Source organism: Sorangium sp. So ce295 (assembly GCF_051527405.1).
Taxonomy (GTDB): Bacteria; Myxococcota_A; Polyangia; order Polyangiales; family Polyangiaceae; genus Sorangium; species Sorangium cellulosum_B.
In genome coordinates this window covers 3,142,739-3,156,089 of sequence record NZ_CP150324.1, presented here as the reverse complement: position 1 = coordinate 3,156,089, position 13,351 = coordinate 3,142,739, and the positions used below count along the sequence as shown (strand labels likewise).

General features: G+C 68.1%; 17 protein-coding genes. 10 read left to right on the top strand and 7 right to left on the bottom strand.

From position 1 onward, the window contains the following. The first annotated feature begins 3 nt into the window (after window positions 1-3). Window positions 4-999, top strand: a complete 996-nt coding sequence (locus tag WMF11_RS12240) for a methyl-accepting chemotaxis protein (protein WP_437977596.1) — start codon at window positions 4-6, stop codon at window positions 997-999. Beyond that, window positions 996-1,130, top strand: coding sequence for a hypothetical protein (locus WMF11_RS12235; protein ID WP_437977595.1), 135 nt, complete (start codon window positions 996-998; stop codon window positions 1,128-1,130). Before WMF11_RS12240 ends, WMF11_RS12235 begins: the two co-directional genes overlap by 4 nt. Window positions 1,131-1,222: 92 nt before the next feature. Here WMF11_RS12235 and WMF11_RS12230 read toward each other — a convergent pair whose 3' ends face one another. The 6 genes from WMF11_RS12230 to WMF11_RS12205 form a co-directional block, all read right to left on the bottom strand. Beyond that, window positions 1,223-1,777 carry a hypothetical protein gene (locus WMF11_RS12230; protein WP_437977594.1) on the bottom strand — a complete coding sequence of 185 codons (555 nt, stop codon included), beginning with the start codon at window positions 1,775-1,777 and terminating at the stop codon, window positions 1,223-1,225. 115 nt (window positions 1,778-1,892) lie between these two features. Then, complete coding sequence (locus WMF11_RS12225) at window positions 1,893-2,348, bottom strand: hypothetical protein (protein ID WP_437977593.1); 456 nt, start codon at window positions 2,346-2,348, stop codon at window positions 1,893-1,895. 207 nt (window positions 2,349-2,555) lie between these two features. Beyond that, window positions 2,556-2,933, bottom strand: coding sequence for a hypothetical protein (locus tag WMF11_RS12220; RefSeq protein WP_437977592.1), 378 nt, complete (start codon window positions 2,931-2,933; stop codon window positions 2,556-2,558). A 301-nt stretch (window positions 2,934-3,234) separates the two neighbouring features. Further along, window positions 3,235-3,594, bottom strand: coding sequence for an immunity 8 family protein (locus WMF11_RS12215; protein WP_012234832.1), 360 nt, complete (start codon window positions 3,592-3,594; stop codon window positions 3,235-3,237). Between the two features lie 127 nt (window positions 3,595-3,721). Further along, a complete protein-coding gene (locus tag WMF11_RS12210) occupies window positions 3,722-4,267 on the bottom strand; it encodes a hypothetical protein (RefSeq protein WP_437977591.1) in 546 nt (181 codons plus the stop codon). Between the two features lie 157 nt (window positions 4,268-4,424). Continuing rightward, entirely contained in the window at window positions 4,425-4,934 is a 510-nt protein-coding gene (locus tag WMF11_RS12205; protein ID WP_437977590.1) for a hypothetical protein, read from the bottom strand. A 574-nt stretch (window positions 4,935-5,508) separates the two neighbouring features. On the opposite strand from WMF11_RS12205, the gene WMF11_RS12200 reads away from it, so the two are divergent. Both WMF11_RS12200 and WMF11_RS12195 read left to right on the top strand, forming a co-directional pair. Further along, window positions 5,509-6,129 carry a glutathione S-transferase family protein gene (locus WMF11_RS12200; protein ID WP_437977589.1) on the top strand — a complete coding sequence of 207 codons (621 nt, stop codon included), beginning with the start codon at window positions 5,509-5,511 and terminating at the stop codon, window positions 6,127-6,129. 65 nt (window positions 6,130-6,194) lie between these two features. Next, the gene (locus WMF11_RS12195; protein WP_437977588.1) at window positions 6,195-6,596 is read left to right on the top strand and encodes a hypothetical protein; all 402 of its coding nucleotides are present in this window, start codon (window positions 6,195-6,197) and stop codon (window positions 6,594-6,596) included. 601 nt (window positions 6,597-7,197) lie between these two features. Here WMF11_RS12195 and WMF11_RS12190 read toward each other — a convergent pair. Next, window positions 7,198-7,800 (bottom strand): hypothetical protein, encoded by a 603-nt coding sequence (locus WMF11_RS12190; protein ID WP_437977587.1) that lies wholly within the window; start codon window positions 7,798-7,800, stop codon window positions 7,198-7,200. Between the two features lie 81 nt (window positions 7,801-7,881). Between WMF11_RS12190 and WMF11_RS12185 the strand changes: the two genes are divergently transcribed. From WMF11_RS12185 to WMF11_RS12160, 6 genes are all read left to right on the top strand, one after another. Continuing rightward, window positions 7,882-8,409: a hypothetical protein gene (locus WMF11_RS12185; RefSeq protein WP_437977586.1), complete on the top strand. Its 528-nt coding sequence runs from the start codon at window positions 7,882-7,884 to the stop codon at window positions 8,407-8,409. Window positions 8,410-8,605: 196 nt separating this feature from the next. Further along, window positions 8,606-9,553, top strand: a complete 948-nt coding sequence (locus WMF11_RS12180) for a hypothetical protein (RefSeq protein ID WP_437977585.1) — start codon at window positions 8,606-8,608, stop codon at window positions 9,551-9,553. After that, window positions 9,547-11,082 (top strand): protein kinase domain-containing protein, encoded by a 1,536-nt coding sequence (locus WMF11_RS12175; protein ID WP_437977584.1) that lies wholly within the window; start codon window positions 9,547-9,549, stop codon window positions 11,080-11,082. The genes WMF11_RS12180 and WMF11_RS12175 overlap by 7 nt, the downstream gene beginning before the upstream one ends. A gap of 19 nt (window positions 11,083-11,101) precedes the next feature. Next, window positions 11,102-12,022, top strand: coding sequence for a hypothetical protein (locus WMF11_RS12170; RefSeq protein ID WP_437977583.1), 921 nt, complete (start codon window positions 11,102-11,104; stop codon window positions 12,020-12,022). A 517-nt stretch (window positions 12,023-12,539) separates the two neighbouring features. Then, window positions 12,540-12,917, top strand: coding sequence for a hypothetical protein (locus tag WMF11_RS12165; protein ID WP_437977582.1), 378 nt, complete (start codon window positions 12,540-12,542; stop codon window positions 12,915-12,917). A 116-nt stretch (window positions 12,918-13,033) separates the two neighbouring features. Continuing rightward, on the top strand, window positions 13,034-13,339 hold the full coding sequence (locus WMF11_RS12160) for a glutathione binding-like protein (RefSeq protein ID WP_437977581.1): 306 nt from the start codon (window positions 13,034-13,036) through the stop codon (window positions 13,337-13,339). Window positions 13,340-13,351: the final 12 nt, after the last annotated feature.

Genomic DNA, 13,351 nt, shown 5'->3' with positions numbered 1-13,351 from the left:
GCGATGGATGCCGAGCGGGCCGCGCTCATGCAGATGTTCGCCGCGGCCTGCGCCGGCCCGCGAGAGCGTGGTCGTGGTGGCCCACGAGGGGGCCAGGCCGGCCTCGTCGTCGACTCGCTCGACGGCGAGGGCAGGGCGGTCATCAAGCCGCTCGAGGTGAGCGGCTCGATCCAGAAGAACGCCAAGAGCAGCCAGCAGACCGGCGAGCTCGCCACCGGCGCCGCGGCCGCCGCGGAGCAGAGCCTCGCCGCGGTCCAGCGCACCGTGGCCGCGATGCGCGACATCGCCGACAAGGTCTCGATCGTGCAGGAGATCGCGTACCAGACCAACCTGCTCGCGCTGAACGCGTCGATCGAGGCGGCCCGGGCCGGCGAGCACGGCCGCGGCTTCGCCGTGGTCGCGAGCGAGGTCCGCCGCCTCGCGGAGCGGAGCCAGGCCGCCGCCAAGGAGATCGGCGCGCTCGCGTCGGCGAGCGTGCAGGTCGCCGATCGCTCGGGGCAGCTGATCGAGGAGATGGCGCCCTCGATCCGGCGGACCTCGGCGCTCACGCAGGAGGTAGCGATCGCTTCGCTCAGCCAGGCCGATGCGGTCGGCCAGGTGAACAGCGCCATGCGCCGCGTCGACGAGGTGACGCAGCGCAACGCCGCGATCAGCGAGGAGCTCGCCAGCACGGCCGAGGAGCTCGCGGCGCAGGCGGACGCGCTCTCGGGCATGCTGCGCTTCTTCCAGGTGGGCGAGGAGCTCGCGTTCCCCGAGCGCCCCCGCGTGCCGCGCGCCCCCGGCGCGGGCGGCGCGCGGCGCCTCTCGCCGCCTTCCCGGGAGGGCTCCGCGGCCTCGCCGGGCGCCTCGAACGGCGCCGCCGTGCTCGCGACGCTCGCCCGGGCCAGGACGAACGGGGCCCTGCGCTCCCCCGCGGCGCTGCGCGAGGACGCCGAGCTCGAGCGCTCTCGGCCGCGGGGCGCGGATCGGGCCGCCTCCGCGCGCGCGGAGGTCCCGTGAGCGCCGCGCCGGAGCCTCGATCGTCGCAGTACATCTCGTTCTTCGTGGGCGACGAGCTCGCGCCGCAGGGCGAGCCCGCGGGGGCCGGCGCGCTCGGCGCCGGCGAGGGCAGGCCGCGGCCTTCCCCGTAGGCGTCCGCGGTCAGGGGGGAGAGCAGCCGCAGCTGCTCACTTCACGACGCGGTGGCACGCGCGCCGCTCATCGCGAGCGACAACGTTCGCGCTCAGCGGCGAGGGCGGTGCAGAGCCCCGGCCTCGTCCGCCGCAGCGGGTTGTCCGGCCACCCCGGCCGCCGCGGCGCGCAGCTCGGACATCGCTTCGTTGTAGGCGGGGCTACCTGGGGCGCAGGGCGCTACATTCCGCGGCCCCGACAACGGATTGCTCTCCAGCGCGCGGATGGCGCTGTCGATCGTGTCGAAGTGAGCGAACCACCGCCTTGCGGCTGCCACGACCCGAGGGGCGAGCAGCCGAAGGACCTCGACCTGCTCCGATTCCGACAGGCGAAACGACCAGGGGATCTCCTCCCAGTTGAACGAATGCCCCGGCTGCGCGCGGAACTGGCAATGCCACGGAGCCGGATTGTTCCGGACGGCTGTGCGCAGCCCACAGCCAAACTCGACCTGGAAGATGCCGGCGCGAGGGCAATGAAACCAGACGACGTCGACGAAGTACGGGCGAAGCCGCCACATGGCACGGCCCGGGTTGTGGAACCCGAGATCGACCAGCCGCGGGCCGACGATCTGCGAGATCAGCCGCTTCACTTCAGCCCAAGAAAGCATCGCCTCCCCTTCCCTGCCGAACGGGGCCTCTGCCGCGAGCGGGGACGCGCGCTCACCCTCTCATCGGCAGCAGGCCCAGGTCGGCCAGCGTCGGCGACACCGAGAGCCACCGCGATCACGGGTCGTCTCCGGGCTGGAGCGGAAACTCGAGCCAATCGAAGCGATCGAGCAGCGCTGCCTCCGCGTCGTCATACTCGAGATTGAAGCAGTGATGGTGCGGGACAGGGATCTCGATCGCGCGCCGCGCCAGGCCGCGCGCCTCAGCACGACCGATGAACTGCTCGAGCGGACCGTACGCGTAGACAAGGTTGTGGTTGTCGTAAACGATCGTGCTCTGCGAGGGCAAGGATGTGACCCAGACGTGATGGCGGCCATCGCGCTCGAAGAACTCTTCGAATTCGCGAAGAAAGCCGGCCACGTCTCGCAACTGCATCGGGGCTGGTTCCTGCCGCCGCGCAGCCGCGTTGCCGCAGCGGGACACCAAGAGCACGTGGAGAACACCGAACGGCGCCGGCAACGGTCGCAGGAGATCGAGGATGAGGTCGATCTGGCGTTCGGCCGGCGCGAGCACCAGGCGATCGGGGCCCGAGGTGCGCTGGAGATCCCACGCGTCCGGGTATCGATGCTCGACCCAGCGGTCATCGGGTGCCAGCGAACCGAGCTTGTAGGGTTGTACAATCATGGATAATGGCCTCAATCGAGCACCGCCGGGGCGCTCACGTGGACGTGCTCGACCGGGATCCCGCCGACAGCATGCCGTCGTCAGGCGCTCGACCCGTCAAGTCTGTGGCTTCTGGCATCGCGGATCCCATCTTCGATCCTCTCTCCCGTCGAGGTCCGCTCTGACCTCTCCGAACTCGTCGAATTGCCAGGCTGAATATCCATAGAAGAACCACTTCTTGATCGGGATCGGCCGCATCCCGCGGAGCTCCTCCGGCGTGTGATGCCAGTGAGGTGGAATGGCCGAGAAGAAGAGGTCGTTCGCGATTCGCCTCGCTCGAAGGGACATCGACAAGAAACAGTGCTTGAACGTCCCTCGCGGCGCGACCTCATCACAGTCCGGATGAGAGTAGAAGTACCGGACGCCCTGCATCACTTGCCCGATGTTGAGCGCCGTGTGCTTCGCGTACTCCTCCAGAAAGATTGTCAGCCTCATTTCTCTGCCCTCGGACAAGCGGCGCAAAGGTCAGCAGATTCGACCGAAGCCGCGGCACCAGCGCTGTCCAGTTCGTCACCTCTTGGGACCTCGCTCACACAAAATCTCACAGACCGGCTCTGCGCCGCAAGGCGCAAATGGTGTCCAGCGCGGTGGCGTAGGTGCGCCTGACACGGGCGGCGATCGCTGCCTCTCCGGGGGCCGCGAGCGCCGGCAGGGCGGCCGGGCCGGAGGAGCCGCCGCGCGCCGAGCGCCGGCGCTGCGGCGCGCAGCGGGGGCGAACAGGGGAGCGCGCGCCGTGTCAGGGCTCCCGGTAGCTCTCGTACTCCCAGGCGAAGTAGCGCCGGAGGTTCTCGACGCAGGCGGGCCAGGTCTCGGCCTCGCAGGACGCGACGGTCTGCTCGAGCCAGCGCCAGAGATCGTCGAAGTCGTACCGGCGCATCACGAGCAGGGGGCGGGTGGCCAGGATGCCATCGCGAGCCTCCAGCCGATCCAGCCCGGCGGGCGTGGCCACCCTGAGGGTGAAGGAGTCCGCGCCCGCCCCCTTTCTGGGCCCGATGTCCAGCATCACGAGCTCGGCGAACGCGTCGGGATCGTCGGGCGCCCATGTCCGGAGATTGGGATGCCCCCAGACGCCAGCGGAGCGGATGACGAGCTTCATGGTCGGGGAAAACGAAGAGCAAACCGGTTCTCTGGTCAAGGGCGTCAAGGGCGTCACGCGTGTTTCGCCGGTGAGGCGCTCGGCTCGACCCGCGCGCGAGGCGTGGAGCGCGGCGCCACTCCGGGCGTCAGCCAGCATCGATCCACCCGCGCGCGTCGCACTCGTTGCAGGGGAGCTCGATTCCGGATCCGGGGGCCGGTTCAGCGATGCGTTTGCCGTCGCACGTCGAGCAGACCGACGACCCCGGAGGTGGCTGCGGGATCAGCTCGAGGAGCTCGACGATGCCCGTCTTCCGGGCGCCGGCGATCAGCGCGGAATGTGCGTGCAAACCGCCGACCTCGACGATCTCATCGCCGTCCCAGCCACGGAGGTCCTCGAGGACGCGGCCGTCGGAGGTCAGGTAGGTCATCGGTCCCATGCCGGGGTCGAGCAGGAACGCGTCGTACTTGTCTTCAACCTCGTCCTGCCAGGAGTTCATGGCCGCGACGTACCGCCCGGCCGCCTGATCGACGGAAGAAGCTCCAGAGAAGACGCGTCGAATGGAATCGATGAAGTTGCCGCCCGCCTGCGCGCGCGGCGCGCCGGCAGCACTGCGGGTCGCCCGCAGCTGACGTTGCTCAAGACGTCGAGCGCGCAGGCGTTCGAGCAGGGGCGGAGGGATTTCGAAGGGCATGCGGGGACCTCCTGCGGGGTTGCCGTGTCTGCCTGGCGACTGGCGTTCTTCTGCGTGGTCCCGAGCGGAGCGAGGGCCACATCAGCAGCAACGACCTGGTCAGCCGGCTTCTCGCCGTCCGACTTCGCGCGTCGGCTGCAGCGCGTTGTTTGGTCGATCAGCGGCTGCCCAACCATTCCATGAACTCGTTTGCCGTTTCCGGGGACAGTTCGAGCACCGCTTCCGCGACGGCCGGCTGGTTCTTCGAAGCGGCGAGGGCGCTCAATGCACACAAAAGGAAGTTAGCGTCCCAAGGTCTTGATGCCGCCGCCGCGACAAGAGATGGCAACTGTGACAACGCGTCGAAGTAAGCCGGGGCAAGATCCTCTGGAACTGCGATACGCTTCTTGGCTCGACAGATCTCCACCCAAGCCGGAAACTGAAAGTACGTGAAATCGGCAGAGGCCGGAGCGGATGCCAACGCTTTCACCACGTAGGGGACTGCAGCAAAAGAAGCCGAGTAAACGTCCCCTTGGTGCGCCAGGGAGCTCCAGAGTGAGAACCAGGGTTCTTGCTCTCCCTCCGCAGCGGGCAAGCCATCGAGTTTGCGCAACAACTCTGGAACATCTGAAGCAGCACCGTATGCGTGCTCCAGCTCTGACCATCGAGCACTCGTGAGACTCAGCATCTTCGCTCTCGAACGGTCAAAAGGAGCATTCCGGTGGAGATGGTCATGTTGCTCTGGCGCGGCCGTCTTGCCTGCCCAACTATCCGTCGATCGGTCAACCGAAGCCGCGGAACCAGGTCTGTCTAGCGCGTCGCCTTTTGAGGCGTCCCCCACGAAAAATCTCACAGACCGGCTCTGCGCCGCAAGGCCCAAATGCTGTGCGGCGCCGCAGGGTAGATCCGTCTAACACCGGGCGCAGTCGCCGCCTTTCCGGCGGGCCGGGGGCGCCCGGAGGGCGCCCGGCGGGCGCGCAGCCGGAGGCATCGCGCCAGGCTGATACCGCAGCCGCCTCATCAGGAGTTTCCGGACACCTGGTCCTGGGCGTCGGCGAGGGCCACCCAGACGGCGCCAGCCGCGACATCGGCGGCGTGCTGGGCGCGCACGGCGCCTCGCTCGCGCGAGTTCGTTCGGGTGAAATCGACGTGCTGCGCGCGGACCGTTCAGCCCTCGCTTGACCTTCGCGGGTCACCCGGGGAGCATCCCCGCAGCACCCGGGACGGGTGCCGGGGGCCCCGCGGATGGGAGGGAGTACCAGATGATCGACCTGTACACGTGGACCACGCCGAACGGCTACAAGCCCGTCATCCTCCTCGAGGAGGTCGGGCTCGCCTACCAGATCAAGCCGATCGACATCGGGTCCGGCGCGCAGAAAAAGCCGGAGTACCTGCGCATCAACCCCAACGGGAAGATCCCCGCGATCCAGGATCACGATCCTCCGAACGGGCCAGTCACCGTCTTCGAGTCGGGCGCGATCCTCATCTACCTCGCCGAGAAGACGGGCAAGCTCTTGCCCGCGAGCGAGCCGGGCCGGTCGCGCGTCATCGAGTGGCTGATGTTCCAGATGGGCGCGGTGGGGCCGATGCTCGGCCAGCTCGGCCATTTTCGCAGCGCCGCGCCAGAGAAGATCCCTTACGCGATCGAGCGCTATCAGAACGAGCAGGACCGCATCTACAAGGTGCTCGACGGCCGCCTCGCCGAGTCCGAGTACCTCGCCGACGAGTACTCGATCGCGGACATCGCCACGTTTCCGTGGATCTCCGGGGCCGCGCGCATGGGGGTCGCGCTCGAGCCCTATCCGAACCTCGCGCGCTGGGAGCAGGCGATCAAGGCGAGGCCGGCGGTCGCACGAGCGCTCGCGGCGAAGATCAAGCCCTGAAGGCCGCGCGCAGGTAGAACCTGCAGCAAAGCGCGCCCCGCTCGCGTACACTCCGGGCGCTCGGCATGGATCAGCCCGTCCCCGGGGACAGCAGGGCGCAGCAGGCAGACGTCGCGGGCGCGCTCGCGGAGCGGGCCTTCGACGCGCTTGGCGTCCTGCTCCGCGGCTTCGAGGACGCGGCCGAGCGCGACGGGGCGGGCGCGCTCGAGGATGCGCTCGCCCGCGGCCCGGAGCACCTCCACGGCGGCCTGCTCACCGCGATCCTCCGGCTCGTGTTCCTGCTGCACGCCGAGGACCGGGGCTCCTGCCGTTCGACCACGCGCACTACGCCGCGCACCTCACCTCTTCGTGGACCCGCTGCTCCGGAAGCTCGCGGCGGAACGCGGCGCGCGCCTGGGCGCTCTGCCTTCAGACCGTGCGAGTCCGGGGATCCTCCATCGCCGGAGTGCAAAAAGTGTCGATTGTGAGGTTTAGATGACTGTTCACGTCGCTACAAATGGAGACATTCGTAGAGCGGTCCAGCGCGGGCTTCGCCTTCCCGTGCGTCGCATTGGCGACAGCATGCTGGAGGGGCCGCCGGAGGATGGGTTCAGCCGTGGATTCGTCCATGTGAAACCGGCTGACGCGCGCCGCGGTTTGGACGACGCGCGCGCTCTATCCCGGACGCGCGTCCTGCACATGGCGCGCTCTTGGCGAAAGGTATCCGGTCGGTCTCCGGTCCTGTCGACCGAGGGGGGGCGCAAGGATCTCGAAGCGCTGGGCACCCATCAAGCGGCATTTTTCCCTCGGGTGGACGGTAGCAAGCTCACCCTATCTCGGATTGACGAGCTCTTGTTCTCGTGTCTCGGAAAAGACTGGCTGGCGCCCGTGGACGTGTTGGTGCAACGTTCATCTGCTAGCGCAGAGCTGCTGAAGATCTGGATGATACGCATCAGCGATTGCTATTTTGCCATGCGGCTGCGCCAGTGGGCCGAGCACCGTGGGGCCGAGGCCGCGCTGGAGAGTAGAAATATGGCCATATCTAAAGTTGACCGGCGAGCGTCTCCGAGCGCCGGCTAAAGGCGCATGCTAGCCGGCTGCATCATCGATCCTCGGCTTGAACAGCCAGCTTGTTTCTTCCCACTGCGGTCTTTCATACGCTTGAAGGTCGGCAAACTCCCCGAGAGCGTCGATGGCCTGTGCTTCGGACTTCGGTTTGGGGAAAAGATTGTCCGGAAGCACACTGAGCCCGACAAAGCGGCCTTCAAGGTCAAACTCCGACGTCACTGCGCGGAGCGTACATCCAGCGATATCGTCGAGATCTGCCAGAAAGCCGCCCCGGACACGAAAGCGATCAGCTCGTGATCGTTGAAATGACAACTCGATACGTGAAAGCGGCTGATGCCGCCCGAAGAAGTACAACGATGCCTCGACCTCAAGGGGACGAACGCAACACTCAAGCGTCAATCCATCCATCTCCCGCCAACTGCGGACTGGCCAGGTTATCCAGTCGCAGAGCAACATACACGGCCACCCCTCGCCATCTTCCTCGCTCTCCCGTGCGTGCAGCATCGGCGCGAAGTCGATGTTGCAGGACCAATAGATTCCGCGAGGTACGCCCGCGCTCGGATTCTCGAACAAGTGCCCACTGATTTCGGCCTTCCGAGCTTTGAACGTCGGCGCTGCAGCCATCTGTCTGCTCCCGGCGGCAAACTATCATTCGATGGGTCGGCCGGAGCCGCAGGACCAGGTCTGTCGAGTTCGCCGCATCTCGTGACCTCGCCCTCGAACAATCTCACGATCCGGCTCTGCGCTGCAAGGCCGACACGCTGTCCAGCACCACAGGGTAGATCAGCCGAACACCGGCGGCAGCTACCGTCTTTCCGGGGCGCCGGGCGGGGGAGCGCCGCGGACGCGCAGCCCGAGGCGTCGCGCTGGACGACACGGCGGCCGCCTCATCGGGAGGTTGACGTCGCGAGCGCGCTCGCGGATCGGGCCTTCGACGCGCTCGGCGTCCTGCTCCGCGGCTTCGAGGACGCGGCCGAGCGCGACGGGGCGGGCGCGCTCGCCCGCGGCCCGGAGCACCTCCACGGCGGCCTGCTCACCACGATCCTCCGGCTCGTGTTCCTGCTGCACGCCGAGGACCGCGGGCTCCTGCCGGCCTCGGACCCGTACTACGCGGCGCACCTCGGCGTGCTCTCGCTCTTCCGGGAGCTCGCGGCGGCGCGCGCCGCGCGCCGCCGCGAGCTTGCGATGACTGCCCCTGGGCGGGCCTGGCAGCGATCCCCGTCGACCGTGTGAGTTACACAGATGCGCGGTGTTTTTTGTGATGTTCCGTGAGAATTTCTGGCGCGCAAAGGCAATGCGGTGACTCAGGTCATGCGCGGAGGCAGGCAGCTTCCGCGTTCGCTCGTGTCGCAACATGGTGTAGAAGAGCACCGCCGCGCTGCTGCTATAAGCGCTGCGTCGTGGTCCCTTCATGCCGGCACGGTGAACGGTGGGTGCTCGTCTCCTCTTCGTCCATGCAGCGCGAGCCACCGCCCTGTCCGTGGTCCTTGCCAGCGCCTTGCCTCTCGGGGCAGCGGAGCCTCCCCCGCGGTCCCGCGAGGTCCAGGAGCTCATCGATGAGGCGGAGAAGGCCGCCAAGCGGCTCGAGCTCGCTCGCGCTCGCGAGCTCTGGGCGCGGGTCAACGCGATCGCTCCCTCGACGATGGCCGTGTGCCAGCTCGGGCAATACGATCTGCGCCTCGATCGCCTCGAGGAGGCCGCAGCCGAGCTCGAGGAGTGCGTCGAGAAGATGCCAGCGCCGACCGATGACGTCGAGCGCCGCCGCTACGAGGTGAGGCACGCCGATCTCGCAGCGGTGCGGCAGCGCGTGGCGGAGCTCCATGTGAGCCCCCCGCCGGGCACGGCACGGCTGCTCGTGGACGGTCGCGAGGTGAGCGCGGGCAGCCCGGTCTTCGTCGCGCCTGGGCAGCACGAGGTCACGGCGATGGGCGAGCAGGGGCAGGTCGTCCGTGCGCTCGTGAAGGTCGCGGCGCGGCAGTCGCGCCGCGTCCCCCTGCCCCTCTTCGAGGCGCCCAAGGCTCCCGTCACAAGCGCCCGCGCCCCCTGGATCATCACCGCCGGCGCCGCCGCCACGATGACCCTGCTCCTCACCGCCGTCGAGCTTCGCGAGGCCGGCAACTTCGCCGAGCACGAGACGTCCGCCAAGGTGGCCCGCCTGTCGGACGGCTCGATGGCCCCGAGCAGCGCGCAGTTCCGCGAGGTCTACGGCGAAGCCAGCGCCGCCGACTCACGAGCAAGCCTGTTCCATGGCTTCGGCACGGCAGCGCTCGTCACCGGCGCAACGCTCGGCGCCGCGACGGTCGCGTACGTCGTCTGGCCGCGGAAAGCCGAGATCCGCCCTCGATGCGCCGGCGCGGAGGTCAGGCTCGTATGGTAGCCGCCGGCGAGATCTGGGAAGGCCACGAGCTGCTCAGAGAGGAGCGCGGCATGGTCCGTCACTTCCTCGCTCGGCAGCTCGGCGACACGGGAGCCCTCGTCTGGTTGCACGTCCGCGAGGGATCGAGCCTCGATGAAGGCGCGTTCACCGAAGAAATGGCGCGCCTTCAACGCCTCTCCGACGACGTCCCGGAGGTCGTCCGCGTGCTCTACGGCGGGGTGAACGGCTCGGTGGCGTGGGCAGCGACCCCGGTGCTCGGCGGCGCGGTCCCGCTCATCGACGCCATGCGCGGGAACGACCTCGGGCCCGCTGCGCTCAAGGTGCTGATCGACATCGGCCGTTGCCTCGTGCGCGCGCATGAACGCTCTGTCATCCACGGCGCCATGAGCCCGGACCGGGTCTTCGTCGTGGACGGTGACCGGTACGCGATAACGCACTTCGGCTTCGTTCGTCTCTTTCAGCTCGGTGCGGAGGAAGCCAATCAAGATCCGTACGGGTATGCGCCGCCGGAGCTCATCGGCGGTGGACGCGTGGGACGCCGGACCGACGTCTACGGCTTCGGCACCCTCCTGTACGAGCTCTTGTGCCAGCGCCCCCTCTCGACGTGGACGTGGCCCCCGAGCCTTCCCGCCGGGATGCCTCCGCTGCTTCAGTGGATGATCAAGTTCTCCCTCGCGGAGACCCCCGAGCGACGGCACCCGAGCATCGAAGAGATGCTCGCTGCACTGACTCCCTTCGCCCGGGCGTGGGAAGAGCTCGGCGAGCCTCCGGGGCCTGCCCGTCAGGTCCCCGCGGAGCCGTCCGGCGCCCGGTGCGAGCCGGACGAGGGCGCACCGAACCCCGTGGAGGACGAGGCGGAGGCGTTCGCCTCGGGTGAGGAGGGGGGACGAGCCGTCGCGCCGCCCACACCGCGCCCTTCCGACGCGCCCGATACGGTCAAGAGCGAGATACCGCGGGACGCGCGGGCCGGCGTCACCCACGCGCCCCCGGTCGCCACGCCGCGCTCTTCGGAGGCGCCCGACACGCTCCAGAGCGCGGTGCCACCACGGCACGCGCTGGGTGACGTCACCCACGCGTCTCCGGTCGCGCCTCCGTCGCCTCCCGCGCCCGACCTGCCGGACCTCGATCCGATGCTGCCGGTACCGCCGCCGCCCTCGATCCCTCCGCGTCCGAGCGGCACGCCAGCGCGGCACTCCAGCCCACGCGCGCTCGGCGCGGTGCTCGCGCTCGCGCTCTTGCTGGGCAGCGCGGCGGCGGTCCTCCTCTGGCGGACGCAGCCCCCCCGCGCAGCCGCGCTGCACCTGGCACGGGGCGTCTTGGTAGCCGCCCTCCGAGCAAGCCAACTGCCCTCGCCTCCGCCTCCCGAGCGGCGCCACGAGCCGCCACCAGCAGCGGCTGCCGCGCCGCCAGTCGCGCCGCGGCCCCGCACGACCCGCCCCGCCGCTCCCCCACCGCAGGCCATGACGCCGCCGGCGCGGGAGTTCGATCCCTGCGACGGCATCATCCCTTGTCAGAAGGTCGATTACTGAGCAGCGGAAGGGCTTCACGATGCGATCAACCTCTTGTCTCGTTCTCAGCGCGGCCGCGCTGCTCGGCTGCGGGGATGGCATCGAGATCCCCAAGCCTCGGGCCAATGCTAACCCGGTGATGTTGTGGGTAGGCGACACGCCGGATTTCCCCATCTGTCCCGATGGTCGACTCGACTATTGGGACGGCTGGGCCGATGTATCCATGAATCCTCAGTACCAGAACGTATGCGGGCCGTGCGCGTGCGGCCCTGCCGCATGCGCGCTGCCGGACAGGATGCTGGCGCACGAGGCACCGCTCTGCGCAGGCGAAGCGATGAAGATCAACCTCGCCGGTGCAGCCGACCCGCCAGGGCACTGCGCCGAGATCTCGTCCCCTGTCCCGGGCGACGCGTTCGCCGCGATCACCATCAGGCCGCCTACGATGGCGCGCACGTGCGCTCCCGCGGTGCAGCCTGCTCTGCCGCCCCTCAGCGGGAAGTTTGCACGAGCTTGCCCGTGGACCGATGAGTATGTGGCAGACTTCAAAGGGCTCGCGTGTATTACACCCGAAGACGATGGCTCGTGCCGCCTGGGCTTCGACATTCGCTTCGAGTTCCAGAAGAAGCTCCGAGACGCGCGTACCTGCACGCCCTGCAAATGCGGCGCACCCGTCGGCGGAAACTGCGTTGCGGACGTGCTGCTGTTCAGCGACGCGAGCTGCTCGAACATGCTCGCCTCGCTCAACGAGATCCGTACGGAAGGGGAAATCTGCCATGAAGCACAGGAGGCTTCAGCTCTGGCCGCGGTGCGTGTGGTGTTCGCACAGGACGAGCCGGGCACATGTTCGCCGACAACCGAGGTCTCCCTGGTGGACGGCACGGTCGAGAGCGGCGAGACCCGAATTTTCTGCTGCTCCCGCGCGGAACTTGTGGAGGTGATTCATGCCAGTGCTGACAATTGACGAAGGCCGTGGGGTAGCAGCCGCGCTGCGTTCGGTTGCGCTCTCCATGCTGACCGCATGGGTATTCATCGGCTGCTCCTCGACGCCCCCCACCGACGATCTGCCAGAGCCAGATCCGAGCCAGCTCATCCTGCTCTATAGCGGCCCGCCCGAGTATGCTCCTCGATGCGATCCGCACAGCGACGGCAACCTCTTGTGGGAAGGGTGGGTAGGTACTCCCGGGCAGGAGGAATGCGAGCCCTGCACGTGTGGACCGTCGCGATGTGTGCTCTCGCCCAGGGTGCCCGTACACTCTTCGGCCCTTTGCTCCCTTAGCGACCTCGTAACCACGATCGATGCGGGCAGCCCCTGGGATGGTACCTGTTTTCCTCTTCCTGACCCCGTTCCGAGCGATTCCTATGCCTCTGTGGCCATCGACCCGCCGATTGCGTCGGGCTGCCAACCTATCCCCGAGGTTCCTGCGCTACGGCATACAAACATGAACTTCGTCCGGGCTTGTGGTCCAGACATGGAAGTCGTGCTCACTGGATTCAGCCGTTGTTATCCGCCGCAGCCGAACGGGGAGTGCTGGGCCGGCCACGAGATACAGTGGGAGTTCCCCCTCTACAACGACACGCGCAAGTGCAGCCCGTGCTCCTGTGGCGAGCCGAGCCTCGGCGATTGCCGCGTGCAAACCAGTTTGTACCGACAGGCAGACTGCTCTGAAGATCTCGGATCCATTCTCATCTCCGGACTGGATCGGCCGCTCTGCACGGACACGATTGAGGGGCGGATCGGCGCGGTGCGGTCCATCTTCACGAAGGACGAGCCTACCTGCGCCCCCTCGACCGACTCCACGGTGGTGAGCGGGGAAATCGTCCTCGGTGACACGCACGTGCTCTGCTGCAACCGTTGAGGCGCGCGTCGGCCATCCTTACGCCGCGTGCTGCCGCACGCCGCCGGCACTCCGGGTCCGCCTGACTATGAATCGATTGGTCAACCGAAGCCCCGGGACCACGCCTGTCTAGTTCGTTGCCTTTGAGGACCTCCTCACGAGAAATCTCACGGACCGGCTCGGGGCTGCAAGGCCGAAATGCTGTCCAGCGGCGCAGGGTAGCTCTGTCTAACACCGCCGCAGTCGCCGCCTTTCTGGGAGTCGTGTCCGAGTACCTCGCCGACGAGTACTCGCTCGCGGACATCGCCACGTTTCCGTGGCTCTCCGGGGCCGCGCGCATGGGGGTCGCGATCGAGCCCTATCCGAACCTCGCGCGCTGGGAGCAGGCGATCAAGGCGCGGCCGGCGGTCACACGAGCGTTCGCGGCCAAGATCAAGCCCTGAAGGCCCCGCGCA

Excerpts from the sequence above, each read along its gene's own strand:
- WMF11_RS12175 (WP_437977584.1), top strand. The coding sequence starts at position 9,547 with ATGGTAGCCGCCGGCGAGATCTGGGAAGGCCACGAGCTGCTCAGAGAG.
- WMF11_RS12200 (WP_437977589.1), top strand. The coding sequence starts at position 5,509 with ATGATCGACCTGTACACGTGGACCACGCCGAACGGCTACAAGCCCGTC.
- WMF11_RS12195 (WP_437977588.1), top strand. The coding sequence starts at position 6,195 with ATGGATCAGCCCGTCCCCGGGGACAGCAGGGCGCAGCAGGCAGACGTC.
- WMF11_RS12220 (WP_437977592.1), bottom strand. The coding sequence starts at position 2,933 with ATGAGGCTGACAATCTTTCTGGAGGAGTACGCGAAGCACACGGCGCTC.
- WMF11_RS12215 (WP_012234832.1), bottom strand. The coding sequence starts at position 3,594 with ATGAAGCTCGTCATCCGCTCCGCTGGCGTCTGGGGGCATCCCAATCTC.
- WMF11_RS12190 (WP_437977587.1), bottom strand. The coding sequence starts at position 7,800 with ATGGCTGCAGCGCCGACGTTCAAAGCTCGGAAGGCCGAAATCAGTGGG.
- WMF11_RS12240 (WP_437977596.1), top strand. The coding sequence starts at position 4 with ATGGATGCCGAGCGGGCCGCGCTCATGCAGATGTTCGCCGCGGCCTGC.
- WMF11_RS12170 (WP_437977583.1), top strand. The coding sequence starts at position 11,102 with ATGCGATCAACCTCTTGTCTCGTTCTCAGCGCGGCCGCGCTGCTCGGC.
- WMF11_RS12205 (WP_437977590.1), bottom strand. The coding sequence starts at position 4,934 with ATGCTGAGTCTCACGAGTGCTCGATGGTCAGAGCTGGAGCACGCATAC.
- WMF11_RS12210 (WP_437977591.1), bottom strand. The coding sequence starts at position 4,267 with ATGCCCTTCGAAATCCCTCCGCCCCTGCTCGAACGCCTGCGCGCTCGA.
- WMF11_RS12230 (WP_437977594.1), bottom strand. The coding sequence starts at position 1,777 with ATGCTTTCTTGGGCTGAAGTGAAGCGGCTGATCTCGCAGATCGTCGGC.